Origin of the sequence: Streptomyces sp. SP18BB07, from assembly GCF_036322545.1 — a bacterium.
GTDB classification, from domain to species: domain Bacteria; phylum Actinomycetota; class Actinomycetes; order Streptomycetales; family Streptomycetaceae; genus Streptomyces; species Streptomyces deccanensis.
Genome location: NZ_JAQYWT010000319.1, coordinates 305,755 through 322,702 on the forward strand (window position 1 = coordinate 305,755; position 16,948 = coordinate 322,702).

At 70.6% G+C, this 16,948-nt stretch carries 19 protein-coding genes; 12 read left to right on the forward strand and 7 right to left on the reverse strand.

The genetic code is table 11. The features are described from left to right. Positions 1–3: 3 nt before the first annotated feature. From PUR53_RS23530 to PUR53_RS23545, 4 genes are read right to left on the reverse strand one after another with little or no spacing between them, the layout of a single operon-like run. Positions 4–402, reverse strand: coding sequence for a hypothetical protein (locus PUR53_RS23530; protein ID WP_329909553.1), 399 nt, complete (start codon positions 400–402; stop codon positions 4–6). Beyond that, positions 399–608, reverse strand: coding sequence for a hypothetical protein (locus PUR53_RS23535; RefSeq protein ID WP_329900056.1), 210 nt, complete (start codon positions 606–608; stop codon positions 399–401). The genes PUR53_RS23530 and PUR53_RS23535 overlap by 4 nt, the downstream gene beginning before the upstream one ends. Positions 609–618: 10 nt before the next feature. Further along, a complete protein-coding gene (locus PUR53_RS23540) occupies positions 619–819 on the reverse strand; it encodes a DUF397 domain-containing protein (RefSeq protein WP_329909554.1) in 201 nt (66 codons plus the stop codon). Continuing rightward, positions 803–1,642, reverse strand: coding sequence for a helix-turn-helix domain-containing protein (locus PUR53_RS23545; RefSeq protein ID WP_239755606.1), 840 nt, complete (start codon positions 1,640–1,642; stop codon positions 803–805). Before PUR53_RS23545 ends, PUR53_RS23540 begins: the two co-directional genes overlap by 17 nt. A gap of 149 nt (positions 1,643–1,791) precedes the next feature. On the opposite strand from PUR53_RS23545, the gene PUR53_RS23550 reads away from it, so the two are divergent. Beyond that, positions 1,792–2,022 (forward strand): hypothetical protein, encoded by a 231-nt coding sequence (locus PUR53_RS23550; RefSeq protein ID WP_329900059.1) that lies wholly within the window; start codon positions 1,792–1,794, stop codon positions 2,020–2,022. Further along, positions 2,019–2,327: a hypothetical protein gene (locus PUR53_RS23555; RefSeq protein WP_329909556.1), complete on the forward strand. Its 309-nt coding sequence runs from the start codon at positions 2,019–2,021 to the stop codon at positions 2,325–2,327. The genes PUR53_RS23550 and PUR53_RS23555 overlap by 4 nt, the downstream gene beginning before the upstream one ends. Here PUR53_RS23555 and PUR53_RS23560 read toward each other — a convergent pair. Further along, the gene (locus PUR53_RS23560) at positions 2,324–3,283 is read right to left on the reverse strand and encodes an erythromycin esterase family protein (RefSeq protein ID WP_329909557.1); all 960 of its coding nucleotides are present in this window, start codon (positions 3,281–3,283) and stop codon (positions 2,324–2,326) included. The two genes, PUR53_RS23555 and PUR53_RS23560, sit on opposite strands and share 4 nt — an antisense overlap. Positions 3,284–3,406: 123 nt before the next feature. Between PUR53_RS23560 and PUR53_RS23565 the strand changes: the two genes are divergently transcribed. Further along, positions 3,407–4,144, forward strand: coding sequence for a TioE family transcriptional regulator (locus PUR53_RS23565; protein WP_329909558.1), 738 nt, complete (start codon positions 3,407–3,409; stop codon positions 4,142–4,144). 125 nt (positions 4,145–4,269) lie between these two features. Here PUR53_RS23565 and PUR53_RS23570 read toward each other — a convergent pair whose 3' ends face one another. Further along, entirely contained in the window at positions 4,270–6,081 is a 1,812-nt protein-coding gene (locus tag PUR53_RS23570; RefSeq protein ID WP_329909559.1) for a bifunctional metallophosphatase/5'-nucleotidase, read from the reverse strand. Positions 6,082–6,360: 279 nt separating this feature from the next. Here PUR53_RS23570 and mshD point away from each other — a divergent pair, with 279 nt between their 5' ends. The 9 genes from mshD (at position 6,361) to PUR53_RS23615 (ending at position 15,136) form a co-directional block, all read left to right on the forward strand. Next, positions 6,361–7,290: a mycothiol synthase gene (mshD, locus tag PUR53_RS23575; protein ID WP_329900064.1), complete on the forward strand. Its 930-nt coding sequence runs from the start codon at positions 6,361–6,363 to the stop codon at positions 7,288–7,290. Positions 7,291–7,402: 112 nt separating this feature from the next. After that, on the forward strand, positions 7,403–7,807 hold the full coding sequence (locus PUR53_RS23580) for a GntR family transcriptional regulator (RefSeq protein ID WP_329900065.1): 405 nt from the start codon (positions 7,403–7,405) through the stop codon (positions 7,805–7,807). Beyond that, positions 7,804–8,742 carry an ABC transporter ATP-binding protein gene (locus PUR53_RS23585; RefSeq protein ID WP_329909560.1) on the forward strand — a complete coding sequence of 313 codons (939 nt, stop codon included), beginning with the start codon at positions 7,804–7,806 and terminating at the stop codon, positions 8,740–8,742. Before PUR53_RS23580 ends, PUR53_RS23585 begins: the two co-directional genes overlap by 4 nt. Beyond that, positions 8,739–9,743, forward strand: a complete 1,005-nt coding sequence (locus PUR53_RS23590) for an ABC transporter permease (RefSeq protein WP_329909561.1) — start codon at positions 8,739–8,741, stop codon at positions 9,741–9,743. The genes PUR53_RS23585 and PUR53_RS23590 overlap by 4 nt, the downstream gene beginning before the upstream one ends. Then, positions 9,740–10,720: an ABC transporter permease gene (locus PUR53_RS23595; RefSeq protein ID WP_329909562.1), complete on the forward strand. Its 981-nt coding sequence runs from the start codon at positions 9,740–9,742 to the stop codon at positions 10,718–10,720. The genes PUR53_RS23590 and PUR53_RS23595 overlap by 4 nt, the downstream gene beginning before the upstream one ends. Before the next feature lie 454 nt (positions 10,721–11,174). Then, positions 11,175–13,409, forward strand: a complete 2,235-nt coding sequence (locus PUR53_RS23600) for an RNA degradosome polyphosphate kinase (protein ID WP_329900109.1) — start codon at positions 11,175–11,177, stop codon at positions 13,407–13,409. Continuing rightward, positions 13,390–14,529, forward strand: coding sequence for a CHAD domain-containing protein (locus PUR53_RS23605; RefSeq protein WP_329909563.1), 1,140 nt, complete (start codon positions 13,390–13,392; stop codon positions 14,527–14,529). The genes PUR53_RS23600 and PUR53_RS23605 overlap by 20 nt, the downstream gene beginning before the upstream one ends. Further along, positions 14,526–14,663 carry a hypothetical protein gene (locus PUR53_RS23610; protein WP_329909565.1) on the forward strand — a complete coding sequence of 46 codons (138 nt, stop codon included), beginning with the start codon at positions 14,526–14,528 and terminating at the stop codon, positions 14,661–14,663. The genes PUR53_RS23605 and PUR53_RS23610 overlap by 4 nt, the downstream gene beginning before the upstream one ends. 41 nt (positions 14,664–14,704) lie before the next feature. After that, positions 14,705–15,136 (forward strand): NUDIX hydrolase, encoded by a 432-nt coding sequence (locus tag PUR53_RS23615; protein WP_329909592.1) that lies wholly within the window; start codon positions 14,705–14,707, stop codon positions 15,134–15,136. Between the two features lie 188 nt (positions 15,137–15,324). Here the strand turns inward: PUR53_RS23615 and PUR53_RS23620 are convergent, their stop codons facing one another. Then, positions 15,325–16,782: an ice-binding family protein gene (locus PUR53_RS23620; protein WP_329909593.1), complete on the reverse strand. Its 1,458-nt coding sequence runs from the start codon at positions 16,780–16,782 to the stop codon at positions 15,325–15,327. Positions 16,783–16,948 lie beyond the last annotated feature (166 nt).

Genomic DNA, 16,948 nt, shown 5'->3' on the forward strand with positions numbered 1-16,948 from the left:
GGGTCAGTGGAAGCCGAGCATGCCGGGGGAGTCGATGTCGATGGCGAGGACGCCCGGCGGGTAGTCGTCCTCGCGCCCTGTCAGGATGATGGACATGCCGCCCGTCTCCAGGTGCGGCGTGGCGACGTAGAGGGCGTGGCAGGTATCCACTCCGCCCCAGCCGTCACGCACCATGCCGCCCACCGTGACGGCGGCTGCCTGGCCGAGCGGGTCCACCTGGATGCCCGGCAGCGCGAGCAACGCCCGCCCGACGCCCTCGTCCTTCTCCTCTGCCCGCATGAGGCACAGGGAAGGGATGTGCAACCAGTCACCGGGGGTGTGCGCGACGTTGTCCGCGAGGTGGTGCAGGGCCTTGTGGCCGTGAGCGAGCGCGAGCGCCGCGTCGGTGTCGAGGACGATCACGCGGCGTGCCCCTGGCCGGAGCGCGTCGCCCCACGGCCGGAGTGCATCTTCTCCGCAGCCATCGCGTAGATGTTGGCGAGCACGTCCGGACCGTTGTCGAACTCCTCGTCCGTGAGCGTGCACCCCATGCGCTCACGCAGCACCTTGCGCGTGGCCGCGACCCGCCGCGCCACGGCGCGGGCGGCCCGATAGCGGGCCGCATTCACCCGAAGTTGCTCAGCCGACCGCGACGCCCTTGACGAACGCGGACCACGCCCCGGCGGAGAACAGGAGCGGGCGGCTGTCCGGGACCTTGCTGTCCCGGACGGGGACTATGCCGGGGAGGTCGTCGGTGACTTCGAGGCAGTCGTTGGCGCCCCCTTCGCTGTAGCTGGACTTGCGCCAGACAGCAGTGCCGAGATCAGGGGTGTGCGTCATGGTGGGTCTGCTCCTTCAGTACGGCCCTGATGAACGCAAGCGAGTCGGTCGGTGACAGTGCCATATCGCGGAGCCGATCGTAGGACAGTCGGCGCCGCAGAACCTCGTTCGGATCCTCGTCCAACTGGCTGCAACCGTTGCCTTCTTTGTAGGCGACGGCGCTTCCATCTTCCTGCCAGAGCAGCGTCAGCGACCCGGTCATATGGTGATGAACACCTGCGGAGATCGGCAGCACCTGGAGCACGATGTTGGGCCGCGTCGCGGCAGTCTCCAAGTGAACCAGTTGGTCGCGCCAGGTCTCGGGTGTGGCCGCGGTGCGCCGAAGTGCGATCTCGTCGATGACGATGCGGACGCTGGGCTCCGGCTTCCGCCTCAGCAGGTACTGGCGCCCCAGCCGGGCCGCGACCTGCTCCTCGACCCAGACGTCGCCGTCGGCCGTTGTCTGGGCCCCAGACAACACCTCACGGCAGAAATCCTCCGTTTGCAGAAGGCCCGGCACCGCCGGCGTGAACACCCGCATGATGCGGGCCGTCGCCTCCAGCTCCATGAACCGCTTGTACTGGTCCTTGAACGCGTCGAGCCGTGCCGCCCTCCAGTGGCTCACCAGCAGGTCACCGGCCTCGTAGTACGCGTCCAAGTCCTCCATGACCGTCACCTTCGACAGTCGTTCGCCCGACTCCAGACGGCTCAAGTAGCTCTTGTCGTACCCCGTCTCGTCGGCCAGTTGCCCCAGCGACTTACCCGCCTTCTCCCGCAGAAACCGAAGCGTCCGGCCAAGAACAGCACGCCCCGACTCGCCCTCCGCGTCAACCAGTTCGCCCATGTCACCCCTCGCCGTTGTCTGGGGCGCCAGACAACGGCAACCCCCTTCCCCAACGTACGGCGCACCCGTGACGATCAGGGCACGAACGGTAATCACCGCTCGTCAGGACGACCCTGAAAAAACCCTGAGACGAAAGTGGAGGCACCCGCATGCGTGCACTCGTCGTACGGCTCTGTGAGGCACTGCTCCGCTGGGCCGCGCCCGGCCCCGTGCCACCCGAGGCGGAGGAAGCGCAGGAACCCGCCCCTCCCCCACCCCCGCCCAGGACCCTCGACGACATCTGGCCCTTCGAGTCCTACGACAACCTCGTACGGCCCTACGTGCTCAGCCCCGAGGAGCTCTACGCCTGCGCCATGCCCGGTACGGAGGTCCCCGCATGATGGACGGTCTGCGTCTGCTGCCGTGGACCAACACGGACGGCAAGCCCTGCTATCTCGACCCGGACACCGCGCACCCCGGGGCTCTCTCCCTGCTGGCCGACAGCGTGGAGGCATCCCAACTCGGTTCGGCCGAGGAGGTGTTGGCCGGCAGCAAGGCCGTACTCGGGGACGCGGCGGCCGGGGAGCGTGCCGTGCGGTTCGCGCTGACGCGGGCCGTGGAGTCCCTGGAGGACGTGTTGCGCGTCGCCGTCAGCAGAGGGCAGCGCATCGGCGGCACCGCCGAAGTCGCCGAGGGACGGACCTAGTTGGCGACGAAGACGTACCGTTCCCCCACCAGCGGGCCCAGGATCGCGCCCGCGCCGTACCAGTCGAGGTCCAGGTCGCGCATGCGCATATGGCTGGGGTCGCGCTGGAGGTGGAGGTTGTGGCCGAAGACCAGGGTCGGCCCCCGGTCGGCCTCGATGGCGCGGATGTCGAGCAGGTTCTCGACCATCAGCGCGTCCCGCGTGGCGAGCATGCGAGAGATCCGGACGTGCTCCTCGGCGGGGCGCGCCAGTTGCCGGTGGTAGCGCAGGAGACCGATCGCCGCCATGAGGTGGGCCTTCGCCCGGTACCACGCGGCGCGTGAGGTCGCCGCGATCAACCGCGGCGCGCGGGCGTGGAACTCGGTGAGCATGTCGTCGGCGAGGCAGCGCAGCGCCTCGGCCTCCGGTGTGGCACCGACCGAGCAGGCCGCGTCCAGCACCGCCTCCGTACGGCTCCACCGTTCGTCGTGGCCGGCGAGGCTCGCGATGTCGACGGCGGGGTCGGCGGCGAGGGCGAGGGGCGAAGCCAAACCCTCGTCGCGGGCCAGGTAGGCGCGAGCGGCTTCGAGGTAGTGGCGCGGGCTCGGCGCGCTCAGGTTCTCCATCTCGGCGTCGAAGCCGTGGAAGGCGAGGCGTTCCTCCGGCGGGCGCGTCCGGTTGTACTCCCGCATCCAGGTGATCAGCTCCCTGTTGGGGGCCAGCTCACCACGGCCGAACGCGATGCCCTCCCGCATCGCCTTGTCGAAGTCGCCCGCGCCGTCCCGCACGTGGTCGTCCAGGGCGAGCGCGGGGATGCGGTCGGTCTCCAGCGCGATCGAACGGAAGCCCCGCTCCTCGACGAGCTGGATGAAGAGTTCGTTGCGGGCGTGCCCGAAGGCCGGTTCCAGATGGGTCGGCTCACCGAGGGCCAGAAGGTCGCACGACGGGGTCACGAGATCTCGAATGTCCTGACTCATGAGCCTCAATCGTATCCTTGAAAGTACGGTTGATACTTGGGACGCACCTGCGAGGCCTCCATCCTTCGGGAAGCCACAGATCGGTCGGATCGCATCCCGTAAAGTCTCAAAGCGGTGATCAGCATGCGACCTTCCGACCTCGCCCGTGAACACGGGCTGTCGACCCAGGCCGTCCGCAACTACGAGCGCGACGGGTTCCTCCCGGCCGCCGAGCGGACGCGCAGCGGCTACCGGGTCTACACCGAGACGCACGCGGCGGCCCTGCGCGCGTTCCTCGCCCTCGTCCCGGCGTACGGCCACTCCGCCGCCGGCCGAATCATGCGGGCCGTGCACGCGGACGCACTCGACGACGCCCTGTCGATCGTCGACCAGGGACACGCCCAGTTGCTCCGCGACCGGGAGACCCTGGACGCGGTACGCGACGCGGTGGACCACCTGACGGCGGCTTCGGAGGGCGCGGAGCCCATGCCCATGACGGGCACCGAACTCCGCAGCCACCCCACCCCCCTCACCGTCGGCGAACTCGCCCACCGGCTCGACGTCACCCCGGCGACCCTGCGCAACTGGGAGGACGCGGGCATCCTCACCCCCGCGCGGGCCCCCCTCACCGGCTACCGCCTCTACCGCCCGGCCGACGTCCGCGACGCGGACCTCGCCCACCTCCTCCGCCGTGGGGACTATCCCCTGGACCACATCTCCACCGTGGTCCGGCAGATCCGCACGGCGGGCGGCACCGACGCCCTCTCCGCCGCGCTGGACGACTGGCGGCGCCGCCTGACCGTACGAGGCCTCGCCATGCTGGACGCGTCCGCCCACCTCAGCCGGTATCTGAGCACCTGGGCCAGGCACCGCGGGACATGAAAAAGCGGTTCCCCGCGCCCGGAGGGGGCACGGGGAACCGCTCGACCAGCCATGAACTGAACTGAACGGAACTGAACTGAACCACCCAGGCCGAACGACCGGCCCTCGGCGATCCGGTCGCCCGACTAGTTGTTGATGATCGTGATCCGGTTGGCCGTCGGCGGCGCGATCGGGTTCGTGGCCGAGGAGTTGGCGAGCAGGTACTGCTCCAGGGCCGCCAGGTCGTCCGCGCCGACCAGGTCGTTCGTGCCCTGGCCCAGGGTCGGGAAGCCGTCGCCGCCACCCGCGAGGAAGCTGTTGGTCGCGACGCGGTACGTGGCCGTCGGGTTGATGGCCGCACCGTTCAGCTTGACGGTGTCGGCGACCACACGGTCCGCGCCGGTCTTCGTCAGGTCGAGCGTGTACGTCAGACCGGACGACGGCAGCAGCACCTTCGGCACGGCGGTGTTCGTCCCGCTCACCTGCTCCTTGAGGATCTGGATGAGCTGGGCCCCGGTGAAGTCCTGGAGGTTGACCGTGTTGGAGAACGGCTGGACGGTGAAGCCCTCGGCGTAGGTGACGACGCCGTCGCCCTCGGTGCCCTTGGCCGCGTAGGTGAGCGGCGCGCGCACACCACCCGGGTTCATCAGCGCGAGATCGACCTCGGGGTCGAGCGCCTTGCCGTACCAGTACTGCGCGTCGGCGATCAGGTCACCCATCGGGGACTCGGTGCCGGCGTTGGGCACGTCGGCGGATATGTGGCCGATGGCACGGTTGCCGATGGGCGCGGCGAGGGTGTTCCACCTGCTGATGAGGGCCGTCATGTCGGCGGCCTTCTCGACGTCACGGGTGACGACGTGGTTCGCGGAGTCCACGGCCGTACGCGCGATGTCGCCCGTCCGGCGGTCGTACGTCAGCGTCGTGTCGGTGTAGAGGCGGCCGAAGGACGCGGCCGAGGTGACCATGCGCGGCTTGCCCGCCGGGTCGTTGATCGTGCAGGCGTACGCGGCGTGCGTGTGACCGGTGACGACGGCGTCGACCTTCGGCGTGATGTTCTTGGCGATGTCGACGATCGGGCCGGAGATGCCGTCACCGGCGCCGGGCGAGTCGCAGTCGTAGTTGTACGACTGGGAGGCGGGGAGACCACCCTCGTGGATCAGCGCGACGACCGACTTGACGCCCTGGCGCTCCAGCTCCTTGGCGTACTTGTTGATCGTCTTGACCTCGTCCTTGAACGTGAGGCCCTTGACGCCCTCGGCGGAGACGACGCCCGGGGTGTCCTCCAGAGTCACACCGATGAAGCCGACCTTGACGCCGTTCTTCTTCCACACCCAGTAGGGCTTCAGGAGCGGCTTCTTGGTCTTGTTGTCGATGACGTTCGCCGCGAGGTACGGGAAGTCGGCACCCTTGAACTTCTTGCCCTTGACGTAGCAGCCGTCGGTCGGGTGGCAGCCGCCCTTCTGCAGGCGGGCCAGTTCCTTGGCGCCCTCGTCGAACTCGTGGTTGCCGACGCTGGTCACGTCGAGGTCGAGCCCGTTCAGCGCCTCGATGGTGGGCTCGTCGTGGAACAGGCCCGAGATCAGCGGGGAGGCACCGACCATGTCACCGGCGGCGGCGGTGATCGTGTAGTCGTCGGCGCGGCGGGCCTCGCGCAGGTGCGTGGCGAGGTACTCGACACCACCGGCGTTGATCGTCTCGGTGTGGCCGTCCTCGTGGACGTGCGTGACCCGGCCCGAGGAACCGGCCGGCGGCTCCAGGTTGCCGTGCAGGTCGTTGAACGACAGCAGCTGCACGTCCTGGTACCGGCCCGGCTTGTCCTTGCCGGGCTCCGACTTCGACTCACCGGCGCTCGCCGGGAGCGCGGCGGCCAGCGCCCCGACGGTCGCCAGCCCGGCAGCGGCGGCGAGGATCCGGTTGCGACGGCTTCTACCGCGCTGCGCTTGGGGTGTGGCTGACATGTGCCCCCCTGGGTTCGTGAGAGGTAAGAGAAGTAAGGGAAACGTGAGAACGGCCCCGTCGGCCCGAAGCGTAGAGTCAACGCGCGTAGCGCGACAGGGGGTTCATGGTTACGACCTGGTTGCCATCGAGGAGGACTCCTAGCGAAAGGGGACGAACAGCGCCCCAAAGGGGCGCGGGGAACTGCGCGACCAGCCACAGACAACCCGCGGCCGCAAGACCGCAGAACCGGCCGAGCTCTTCCGCGCTCTCTGCGGAGCAGGCCGGTTAACCTCGAACCCATGACCAGCGACGACACCGCCCGGGCCAGCGCAGCCACCCGCAGTATCGAAACCCGCCTGGAACTCACCCCCGACCAGAAGGCCGCCGTCCTCGCCCTCCTCGACGAGGCCGCCACGGTCGACGGCCAGCAGGCGGTGTCCGAGCAGGGCCGCCTCCAACTCCGCGGCGGCCCCCGCGAAGGCGTGGCCCACCTCCTCCTCACCGTCGGCGACACCCTGGTCGGCTACGCCCAACTGGAGGACAACGACCCCGTCGAGGCCCCGGCCGCCGAGCTGGTCGTCCACCCCTCCCACCGGGGCCACGGCCACGGCCGCGCCCTGGGCTCCGCCCTGCTCGCCGAGTCCGGCAAGCGGCTGCGGGTCTGGGCGCACGGCGGCCACTCCGCCGCCCGCCACCTCGCCCAGGTCCTCGGCCTCACCCTCTTCCGCGAACTCCGCCAGATGCGCCGCTCCCTGGCCGATTTCGACCCACCGGAGCCGGTGCTCCCCGAGGGCGTCACCGTCCGCGCCTTCGTCCCCGGCGCCGACGACGCGGCCTGGCTCGCCGCGAACGCGGAGGCATTCGCCCACCACCCCGAACAGGGCTCCCTCACCCAGCGCGACCTCGACGACCGCAAGGCCGAGCCCTGGTTCGACCCGACGGGCTTCTTCCTGGCCTTCAGAGGAGAGGAACTGATCGGCTTCCACTGGACGAAGGCGCACGCCGCCGAACAGCTCGGCGAGGTCTACGTCGTCGGCGTACGCCCCGGCGCACAGGGCGGCGGCCTCGGCAAGGCCCTCACCACGATCGGCCTGCGCCACCTCGCCGCCCAGGGCCTGCCCACGGCGATGCTCTACGTCGACGCGGACAACAAGGCGGCGGTGACCGTGTACGAACGGCTCGGCTTCGTGACGTACGAGACGGACCTGATGTACCGCAGCGAGACCTGACACGGCCGCGCGGACGCGGAGTTCTCCACAGGCAGGGGGCGGTGTTGTTGACACCGCCCCCTCTCTTGCACCACCCTTTCACTACTCAATTAGTGAAAGGGTGGTTGTTCGAGTGGTCGAGTACCGCATCGACCGGCGCAGCGGTGTCGCCACCTACGTCCAGATCGTCCAGCAGACCAAACAGGCCCTGCGGATGGGGCTGCTGGAACCCGGCGACAGGCTCCCCACGGCCCGCGAGGTCGTGGAAGCCACCGCGATCAACCCGAACACGGTGCTGAAGGCCTACCGCGAGCTGGAGCGCGAAGGCCTGGTCGAGGCCCGACGCGGCCTCGGCACGTTCGTACGGAAGTCACTGGGCACCACGCCCGTCGACTCCGCGCTGCGGGCCGAGTTGGACGGCTGGGCCGTACGGGCCCGGGAGACCGGGCTCGAACGGGACGACGTGGAGGCCCTCTTCACGGCCGTACTGGACGAGCACTTCACGACGGACAAGCGAGATCAGGGGGACGAGGCATGACGCAGACCGCGATGGAGGCGGCCGCGCTCGGCAGGAAGTTCGGTTGGCGGGCCGGGGGCTGGGCGTTGCGGGAGTGCACGCTGCGGCTGCCGGCGGGGCGGGTGTGCGCGCTCGTCGGACCGAACGGCGCGGGCAAGTCGACGCTGCTGGCCCTGGCGGCCGGTCTGCTCACCCCCACCGAGGGCACGATCAGCGTGCTGGGCACGACCCCGGCGGCGGCCCGTGAGCGCCTCGCCTACGTCGCCCAGGACAAGCCCCTGTATCCCCAGCTGACCGTGGCCGAGACCCTGCGGCTGGGCCGCGAGCTCAACACCGGGCGCTGGGACCAGGCCTTCGCGGAGCGGGTGGTGGACGAGGGCGACCTGAACCGGAACGCGAAGATCCGTTCCCTTTCCGGCGGCCAGCGCACCCGGGTCGCGCTCGCCCTCGCCCTCGGCAAGCGGCCCGAACTGCTGCTCCTGGACGAGCCGATGGCCGACCTCGACCCGCTCGCCCGGCACCAGCTGATGGGCACCCTGCTGGCGGACTCCGCCGAGCACGGCACCACGATTGTCATGTCCTCGCACGTGGTGGCCGAACTGGAGGGCTCCTGCGACCACTTGTTCCTGCTGGGCGCCGGGCGCGTCCGGCTCGCGGGCCCACTGGAGGAGATCCTCGCCGCGCACACCCTGGTCACCGGCCCGGTGGGTGACCTCGCCCCGCACACGGTGGTCGAGTCCCGCACGACGGGACGTCAGCTCACCGCACTGATCCGCCCGCGGGGCCCCGTCGGCGCCGACCGGCAGACCGCCGAGCCGACGCTGGAGGAGCTGGTCCTCGCCCATCTGCGGGCGCCGGAGGCCCCGGCGCTCACGATCGACGTCGAAGCGGACGCGAACGACACCGACGGGACGGACGACACCAACGGGGCCGAGACCCGGGGGGCGGCCGTATGAGCACCACGATCACGGAGACCATCGGGACCGCCCGCTCCGGGGACCCCGCACCCGCCCCGGCCATGACCCCGGCCCGGGGGCTGATCCGGGCGACGTTCCGCGTGCACCAGTCGGCCCTGTGGTTCTGGGGGCTGCTGGTGGGCCTCCTCTCCGCAGGACTGCTGTGGGCCGCCGGACCGGGGCTCGACGCGGCCTGGACCGACTACGTCAGGAGCGGCTGCAAGCCGATCGACTACTGCGATACAGGCTCCGCGTACTCCCGCTACGGACTGGTCGTCAACCTGGGCTCCGCGATCCTCACCATCGCCCCGGCCCTGATCGGCGCCTGGGCGGGCGGCTCCCTGATCGGCCGCGAGCTGGAGAGCGGTACCGCGAAGCTGGCCTGGACCCAGTCCGTCACCCCGGCCCGCTGGCTCGCCACCACACTCGCGGTCCCGGCCGCCGTGATCGTCTCCGGGACGGTCCTGCTGACCCTGCTGAACCGCCTGGTGTGGTGGCGCGAGGAGCGGCTGCGGGACGCGCTGGGGACCCGGGACTGGTTCGCGTACAGCACCTTCCTGGGCCACGGCACCGTCGCCACCGCCCACGCCCTGCTCGCCCTGGCGCTCGGCGCCGTCGCGGGCCTGCTGCTACGCCGTTCGCTGCCCGCGCTCGCCGCCGGGGTCGCGGGCGTCGCGGTCGTCATGGGCACGCTGCGGACTGTGCGCCACCACCTGTGGCCGGTGGAGACCCTCGTCTCCCCGTCCGCCGATCGCGACTGGACGGGCGAGCTGGTCGACCGCGGACTCGTCACCACCTCGGGCGAGCGCGTCCCGGACGTGGGCTGCGAGGAGATCACCTGCGGGCGCACGGACATCGCCGCCCACTACGCCGACTTCCACCCCTCCTCCCACTTCTGGCCCCTCCAGCTCGTCGAGACGGCCATCGTCCTGACCGCCGCCACCCTGCTGATCCGGGCCGCGTTCCTGCTGCTGCGCCGCCGTACGGGAGGGACCGTATGAGCACCGAGACCCTCACCACCACGCCCCCGGTCGGCACCACCACCCGCGGCGGCCTGACCTGGACCGTGTGGCGCGTGCACCGCCCGGCACTGCTGGTGTGGAGCGCGTACGTGCTGCTCATGGTCGGGTGGATGCTCTGGCTCCAGTACGTCACGGGCGCGGAGATACGCGCGGAGCGGGCCGCCTGCCGGAAGCTGGAGAACGGGTGCATCGACCTCGGATCCGCCTTCGACTACGCCTCGGCCATGAGCTCGATCGGCACCTTGATCGCCTACTCCTCCTACGCCGTGGCCGCCTGGGCAGGGGCCTCACTGACCGGCCGTGAGCTGGAACGGGGCACGGCCCAACTGGCCTGGACCCAGTCCGTCACCCCGCTCCGGTGGCTCACCGTCAAGCTCGCGGTGCCCGCCGCCGCACTGACCGTCGGCATGGCCGTCCTGGTGCCGGTCTACCGCTGGGCCTGGTCCACGAACCGGGACCTGCGCGGCGACGAGTGGTACTACACCGACCCCTTCCTGAACCGCGGCCCGGCGGTCCTGGCGTACGCCCTGTGCGCGTTGGCCGTCGGCGCCCTGGCGGGCATCGTCCTCAGGCGCGCGCTGCCCGCGCTCACCGTGGCCCTCGGCTTCCTGGTCGCGTTCCACCTCTGGCTCGGCGAACGGTTCGACGAGCTGTGGCCCTCCACGACGCTCCGCGGCACCGCCGCCAGCAGGCTGCCGATGACGGCGGACCAGCTGGAGCTGGGCGCCGTCACCAGCTCCGGCGCCCGCGTCAACGACCTGAGCTGCTTCGACGCCGATGCCGACATCGACTACACCACGTGCATGAGCGGAAAGGGCTTCACCGATCTCTACGCCGAGGTGCACCCGGCGTCCCACTTCTGGCCCCTGCACCTCGTGACGACCGGCATCGTCCTCGCCGTCGGGGTCCTGGCCACCGCCGCCGCCTTCTGGCTCCTGCGCCGCCGCACCCGCTGACGGACGGCCCTCTGCGGGCACGCCCCTCCTACGGGGGGAGGGGCGTGCCGACGGCGTACGGCAGGTGAACGGCACGTGATCACGAGCAGGCGTACGCCGGGGCCCCGCGCATGCCTCCGCGGAACCGGCGGTCCTCCCCCCGCTATCCCGCACGTAAGGTCTCCGTAACCGGCGATTCAGACGACCTTGCGACGCTTCCGCAATGAACCCCGTCGTGCCCGAGCCCTCGCCTCCCCCACGCAGCGGCCCAAGCAACGGGAACAGCACGGGGGACGACCCCGGCACGCCCGCGCCCGTCGCCCCGCCCCCCACCCCCGATGTCGTCGACGTCGTGGCACGCATCGACGCGGACATCGCCGAGAACACCGCGGCGAACGCCTCCTCGCGCGTCCCCGCCCTCCCACCGGCCCTGTCCGACGCGCCTGTGATGCTCGCGGCGCGGAACAATGGTTCCATGAGCCAGTCCAACGCCCAGGCAGCCCAGGTCCAGCACGCGCAGCCGTCCATCGGCTCCATAACCGGCCACCGCCCCCACACGGTGTCCGCCGTGGTGTCCGACCTCGAACCCGACATCGACGCCGACCTCGACGCGTACGACGAGGACGAGCAGGGCGGCGAAAGGCTGCCCCAGGGCCGCTTCCTCGACCGGGAGCGCAGCTGGCTCGCCTTCAACGAGCGCGTCCTGGAACTGGCCGAGGACCCGAACACCCCCCTGCTCGAACGAGCGAACTTCCTGGCGATCTTCGCCAGCAACCTCGACGAGTTCTTCATGGTCCGCGTGGCCGGCCTGAAGCGCCGCATCGCCACCGGCGTCGCCACCAAGTCCGCCTCCGGCCTGCAGCCCCGCGAGGTGCTGGAGATGATCTGGGCCCGCTCCCGCGAGCTGATGGCCCGGCACGCCGCCTGCTTCCACGAGGACGTCGCCCCGGCGCTGGCCGAGGAGGGCGTGCACCTGGTCCGCTGGAGCGAACTGGAGGAGAAGGAGCAGGCCCGCCTCTTCACGCTCTTCCGCCACCAGATCTTCCCGGTCCTCACGCCGCTGGCCGTCGACCCGGCGCACCCCTTCCCGTACATCTCGGGCCTCTCCCTGAACCTGGCCGTCCGCGTCCAGAACCCGGTGACCGGCACCTCGCACTTCGCCCGCGTCAAGGTCCCGCCGCTGCTCTCCCGCTTCCTGGAGGCCTCCCCGGGCCGGTTCGTCCCCCTGGAGGACGTGATCGGTGCCCATCTGGAGGAGCTGTTCCCGGGCATGGAGGTGCTGGAGCACCACGCCTTCCGGGTCACCCGCAACGAGGACCTGGAGGTCGAGGAGGACGACGCCGAGAACCTCCTCCAGGCCCTGGAGAAGGAGCTCATGCGGCGCCGCTTCGGGCCGCCGGTGCGCCTGGAGGTCGAGGAGAACATCAACCAGGAGGTCCTGGACCTGCTGGTGCGCGAACTGAAGATCAAGGAGTCCGAGGTCTACCCGCTGACCGGGCCCCTGGACCTCACCGGCCTCTTCCGCATCGCCTCCCTGGACCGGCCCGAGCTGAAGTACCGCAAGTTCGTCGCCGGCGTCCACCGCGACCTCGCCGAGGTCGAGTCGGCGTCCGCGCCGGACATCTTCGCCGCCCTGCGCAGCCGGGACGTGCTGCTGCACCACCCCTACGACTCGTTCTCGACGTCGGTGCAGGCGTTCCTGGAGCAGGCGGCCGAGGACCCGGACGTCCTCGCGATCAAGCAGACCCTGTACCGGACGTCCGGCGACTCCCCCATAGTCAACGCGCTCATCGACGCCGCCGAGGCCGGCAAGCAGGTCCTCGTCCTGGTGGAGATCAAGGCGCGCTTCGACGAACACGCCAACATCAAGTGGGCACGCAAGCTGGAGGAGGCCGGCTGCCACGTCGTCTACGGTCTGGTGGGTCTGAAGACCCACTGCAAGCTGTCCCTGGTGGTCCGTCAGGAGGGCGACACACTCCGGCGCTACAGCCACGTCGGCACGGGCAACTACCACCCGAAGACGGCCCGGCTCTACGAGGACCTCGGCGTGCTCACGTCGGACCCGCAGGTCGGCGCGGACCTCTCCGACCTCTTCAACCGACTCTCCGGCTACTCGCGCCGCGAGACCTACCGCCGCCTCCTCGTCGCGCCCAAGTCCCTGCGCGACGGGCTGATCGCCCGCGTCAACAAGGAGGTCCAGCACCACCGTGCCGGACGTCCCGCGCACGTCCGCATCAAGGTCAACTCCATCGTGGACGAGGCGCTCATCGACTCCCTGTACCGGGCCTCGCAGGCCGGTGTGCCGGTCGACGTGTGGGTGCGCGGCATCTGCGCCATACGGCCCGGCGTCCCGGGCCTGTCGGAGAACATCCGGGTCCGCTCGGTCCTCGGCCGCTTCCTCGAACACTCCCGGATCTTCGGCTTCGGCAACGGCGGCGAGCCGGAGGTGTGGATCGGCAGCGCCGACATGATGCACCGCAACCTCGACCGCCGGATCGAGGCCCTGCTCCGGGTCACCGACCCGGCCCACCGGGCGGCACTCAACCGCCTGCTGGAGACCGGTATGTCCGACACGACCTCCTCCTGGCACCTCGGTCCCGACGGCGAGTGGATCCGGCACTCCACCGACGCCGACGGCCAACCCCTGCGCAACGTCCAGGAGATGCTCATTGACGCCCGGAGGCGCCGGCGTGGCACAGCGACACCTTGACCCCACGAACCCCACGACCGCACCCGCGGATGCCGTCGCAGGCTATCTGCGGGAGCGGGCCACGGAGTTCCTCCGCGCGCTGCGCACCCACCGGGAAACCGGTGGGGGCACGACGAACGGAAACGAGGAGTCCACCGACGCGGCGCTCGCCCTGCGCCGCTCGGCCCGCCGCATCAGCGGCACGCTGCACACCTTCCGGCCCCTGCTGGACGCCGACTGGTCGGAGTCCCTCCGCCCCGAACTGGCGTGGCTCTCGGGCACGTTGGGCCGCGAACACGCCTACGCGGCCCGCCTGGACCGCCTGGTCGGCGCCCTGAACCGGCTGTCGGGGGCGACGAACCTCCCGACGCAGACAGCGGTGACGGCCCGCTCCGACGCCGGTGCCGCTCCGATCGGCGCGGCTGCGGGCAGTCGCGCGGCCGGCGCGGCACGAGCGGGCGCGGCGGCACCCGGCGCCACCGGCCCGGGTTCCCGTCCCCCGGCCGGCCCGGACCGGGGCAACCTCACGGTCGGCGCCGCGAAAGCCGGCGCCCTGCTGGACCGCCAGCTCACCCTCGCCCGCACCCGGGCCCACTCGGCGGCCCTCCAGGCCCTCGGATCGAGCCGCTTCCACGCCGTCGCCGACAGCGTCGCCGTCCTCGCCAGCGAGGTCCCCCTCACCCCCACCGCCACCGCCATGGACCTGGGCCCCCTCGCCGCCGCCGCCCACGACCGCCTCCACGACGCGGTCACCGGCCTCCCCCTGCACACCGCGGGCCACCCCTACAACGCCGAGGCCCTCATCCACGGCCTCTCCCCGGACACCGCGCCCCACCCCCAGGACGCCCCTTGGCACCAGGTACGGCTCCTGCTCCGCCTCCACCGCTACGCCCTGGAGGTCCTGCACCCCGAGGCCGTCCCCGTCGACGTACGCCTCCTCACGGCGGGCGAGGCCCTCAACCGTCACCGCGACGCCAGCGAGGCGGCCTCCGCGGCAGCGGCCGCCGCGCGCACCCCGCGCATCGCCCCGGCCACGGCCTACGCCCTCGGTGTCCTCCACGCCGACCAGCGCCACGAGGTGGAGGCATCCCGGTTCGCGTTCCAGCAGTGCTGGCAGAAGGAGGCGGTCAGGACACCGTGACCGAGAACACCGACGGCGTCGTCCGAGCGGCCGGCTGCGTCTCGTGGCGTCACTCCCCCGAGGGCGGGGAACTGGAGATCTGCCTGGTCCACCGGCCCAAGTACGACGAGTCGTGGCACCGCCCATCAAGGTGAAAGAACCCGCAGGTCAGAGGCATGACGAGATCGAGGTAGTGATGGACATCACGCCACTGGTACGTGCCGCAGGCTGCGCCCTGTGGCGCCGGTCGTCCTCCGGCGGGGGCATCGAGCTGGCCTTGGTCTACCGGCCGAAGTGGTCAGACTGGTCTCTGCCGAAGGGCAAGCTCAAGCGCGACGAAGAAGCTCACGACGGCGCCCTCCGCGAAGTACTCGAGGAAACCGGCATGCGATGCGCCCTCGGCCCGGAACTCCCGACCGTCCACTACACCGACCACCAGGGGCGCCCCAAGCAAGTGCGCTACTGGGCGGCCGAAGCGACGCGCGGCACATTCACCCCGAACAGCGAAGTCTCCGACCTCCTATGGCTGCCTCCTGAGGCCGCGACACAGCGGCTCACGCACGAGAGGGACCGAACCGTGGTGTCCTCGCTCCTCGAAGCGCTGCACAAGACAGGGTTGGACCGCTAGAGAGCGGGCTCGCATGTGAAGGTGCGCTCCGGCGAGTCCTTCCCGCGTTGCGCGAGGGACGCCCCGGCCAGGGCCGGGGCGGACGGCCGGGTGAGCCGTCCACGCTCAAAGCCGAGGGGCGCCCCCCGGAGAGGACGCCCCTCGCTCATTTCGCAGGCCTCCTCAAGGAGACGAGGCCGTGGTGTCGCTCAGTCCTCGCACTTCGCCTGGGACTTGGCCTTGGACTTGGCCTTCCACGGCCAGTCCTTCCCGTGCTCCTCCCAGGGGGGAGGACCCTCGTGCTTGGAGCAGTGGTGCTTGTGACCGCCGTGGTCCCCGTGGCCGTCGTGGCCACCGCCCGGTCCCTCAGGACCCTGCGGCCCCTCAGGACCCTGCGGCCCCTCAGGACCCTGCGGCCCCTCAGGACCCTGCGGCCCCTCAGGACCCTGCGGCCCTTCAGGACCTTGAGGCCCGGTGTCTCCCTTGGGGCCCTCAGGTCCGACAGGCCCGGTGGGCCCGACAGGACCGGTCGGTCCGGCAGGTCCCGTGGGTCCGACCGATCCGGCAGGACCGCTGGGGCCGGCAGGCCCGGTCGGTCCGACTGATCCGGGAGGCCCGGTGGGACCGGTGTCTCCCGGGGGGCCCTCAGGCCCGGTGGGACCGGGAGGCCCGGTGGGACCGGCAGGTCCGCTGGGACCGGCAGGTCCGCTGGGGCCGGCAGGTCCCGTGGGTCCAGGAGGACCACTGGGGCCGGCGGGCCCGGTCACGCAGAACGGCCTCGTGATGTCGTTGTTGTCCAGCGTCACCGCGGCGTTCTGCGCAAGTGCTCGGCCCTGGACGTCGGCGCCCGTATTCAGCGTGATGGATGCCAGGGCCATGATGGTGCCCACGAAGTCTGAATTTGTCCCGAGAGTGGCGGAACTGCCCACCTTCCAGAACACGTTGCAGGCCTGCGCACCGTTGATGAGTCTGACGCTGCTGTTCGAAGCGGTGATCAGCGTCTCTGTGGTCTGGAAGATGAAGACGGCGTTGGGGTCACCCTGGGCATTGAGCGTGAGTTCTCCGGTGATGCCCAACGTCGGGTTCGAGTAGACGCCGGGCCCCAGTACCCGTCCGCCGAGTTCGACCGCAACGGAGGTCCCGCTTCGGCCGGCCGCGTTGTTGTAGGCCGTGGTCAGATCCAGCTTCGCCTGATCAGCCGCGCCGTTGGCGATGTTCAGGGCGCCGAAGATCTCTCCGGGCGGGAACCCCGTCACGGAGGTGCCCGGACTGAGTCCCACGTCGCCGATGATGTCGGAGTCGCCGGTGTTGGTGATCGTCGAACCGGCCAGGATCGCGTAGCTCTCGGCGGTCCCCAGCGGAACGGGGGGTTCCGCTGCCTGCGCGGTGGTGTTCCAGGCCAGAGTGGCCATGGCCAGCAGCACCACTCCGGGCACCACTGCGAGACGCGCCTTGAGGCGGCGGTGTATACGGGGTCTGCCTCGCGGCGGAGGTGGTGTGTCCACGACTGTCATGAGACTGGCCTTTCTTGTCGTCATTGAGCTCAGCCGCACCGGCACAAGGGCATCCCCGCCCTCATGGTGAGTTCCGGTCGGGGCGGGATCCTGCCGATGATGATGAGCCGTCATCAACCATTCAAAAGCTAGCAATAGCCCAATAAAGTACATATGCGTAGGAGACCGAACGAGGTGCAAGATGTGTGTTATTCACTCTGCCGGTCGTGTCGGTGCTTGATTCCGGCCCTCGGCCCGCTCTCGGGAAGGGCGGGGTCACCAGCCGGATCACGGGGTGCCGCCCGGCTCGAACCGGCCGTTCCGGGCTCGGTTCCACCGC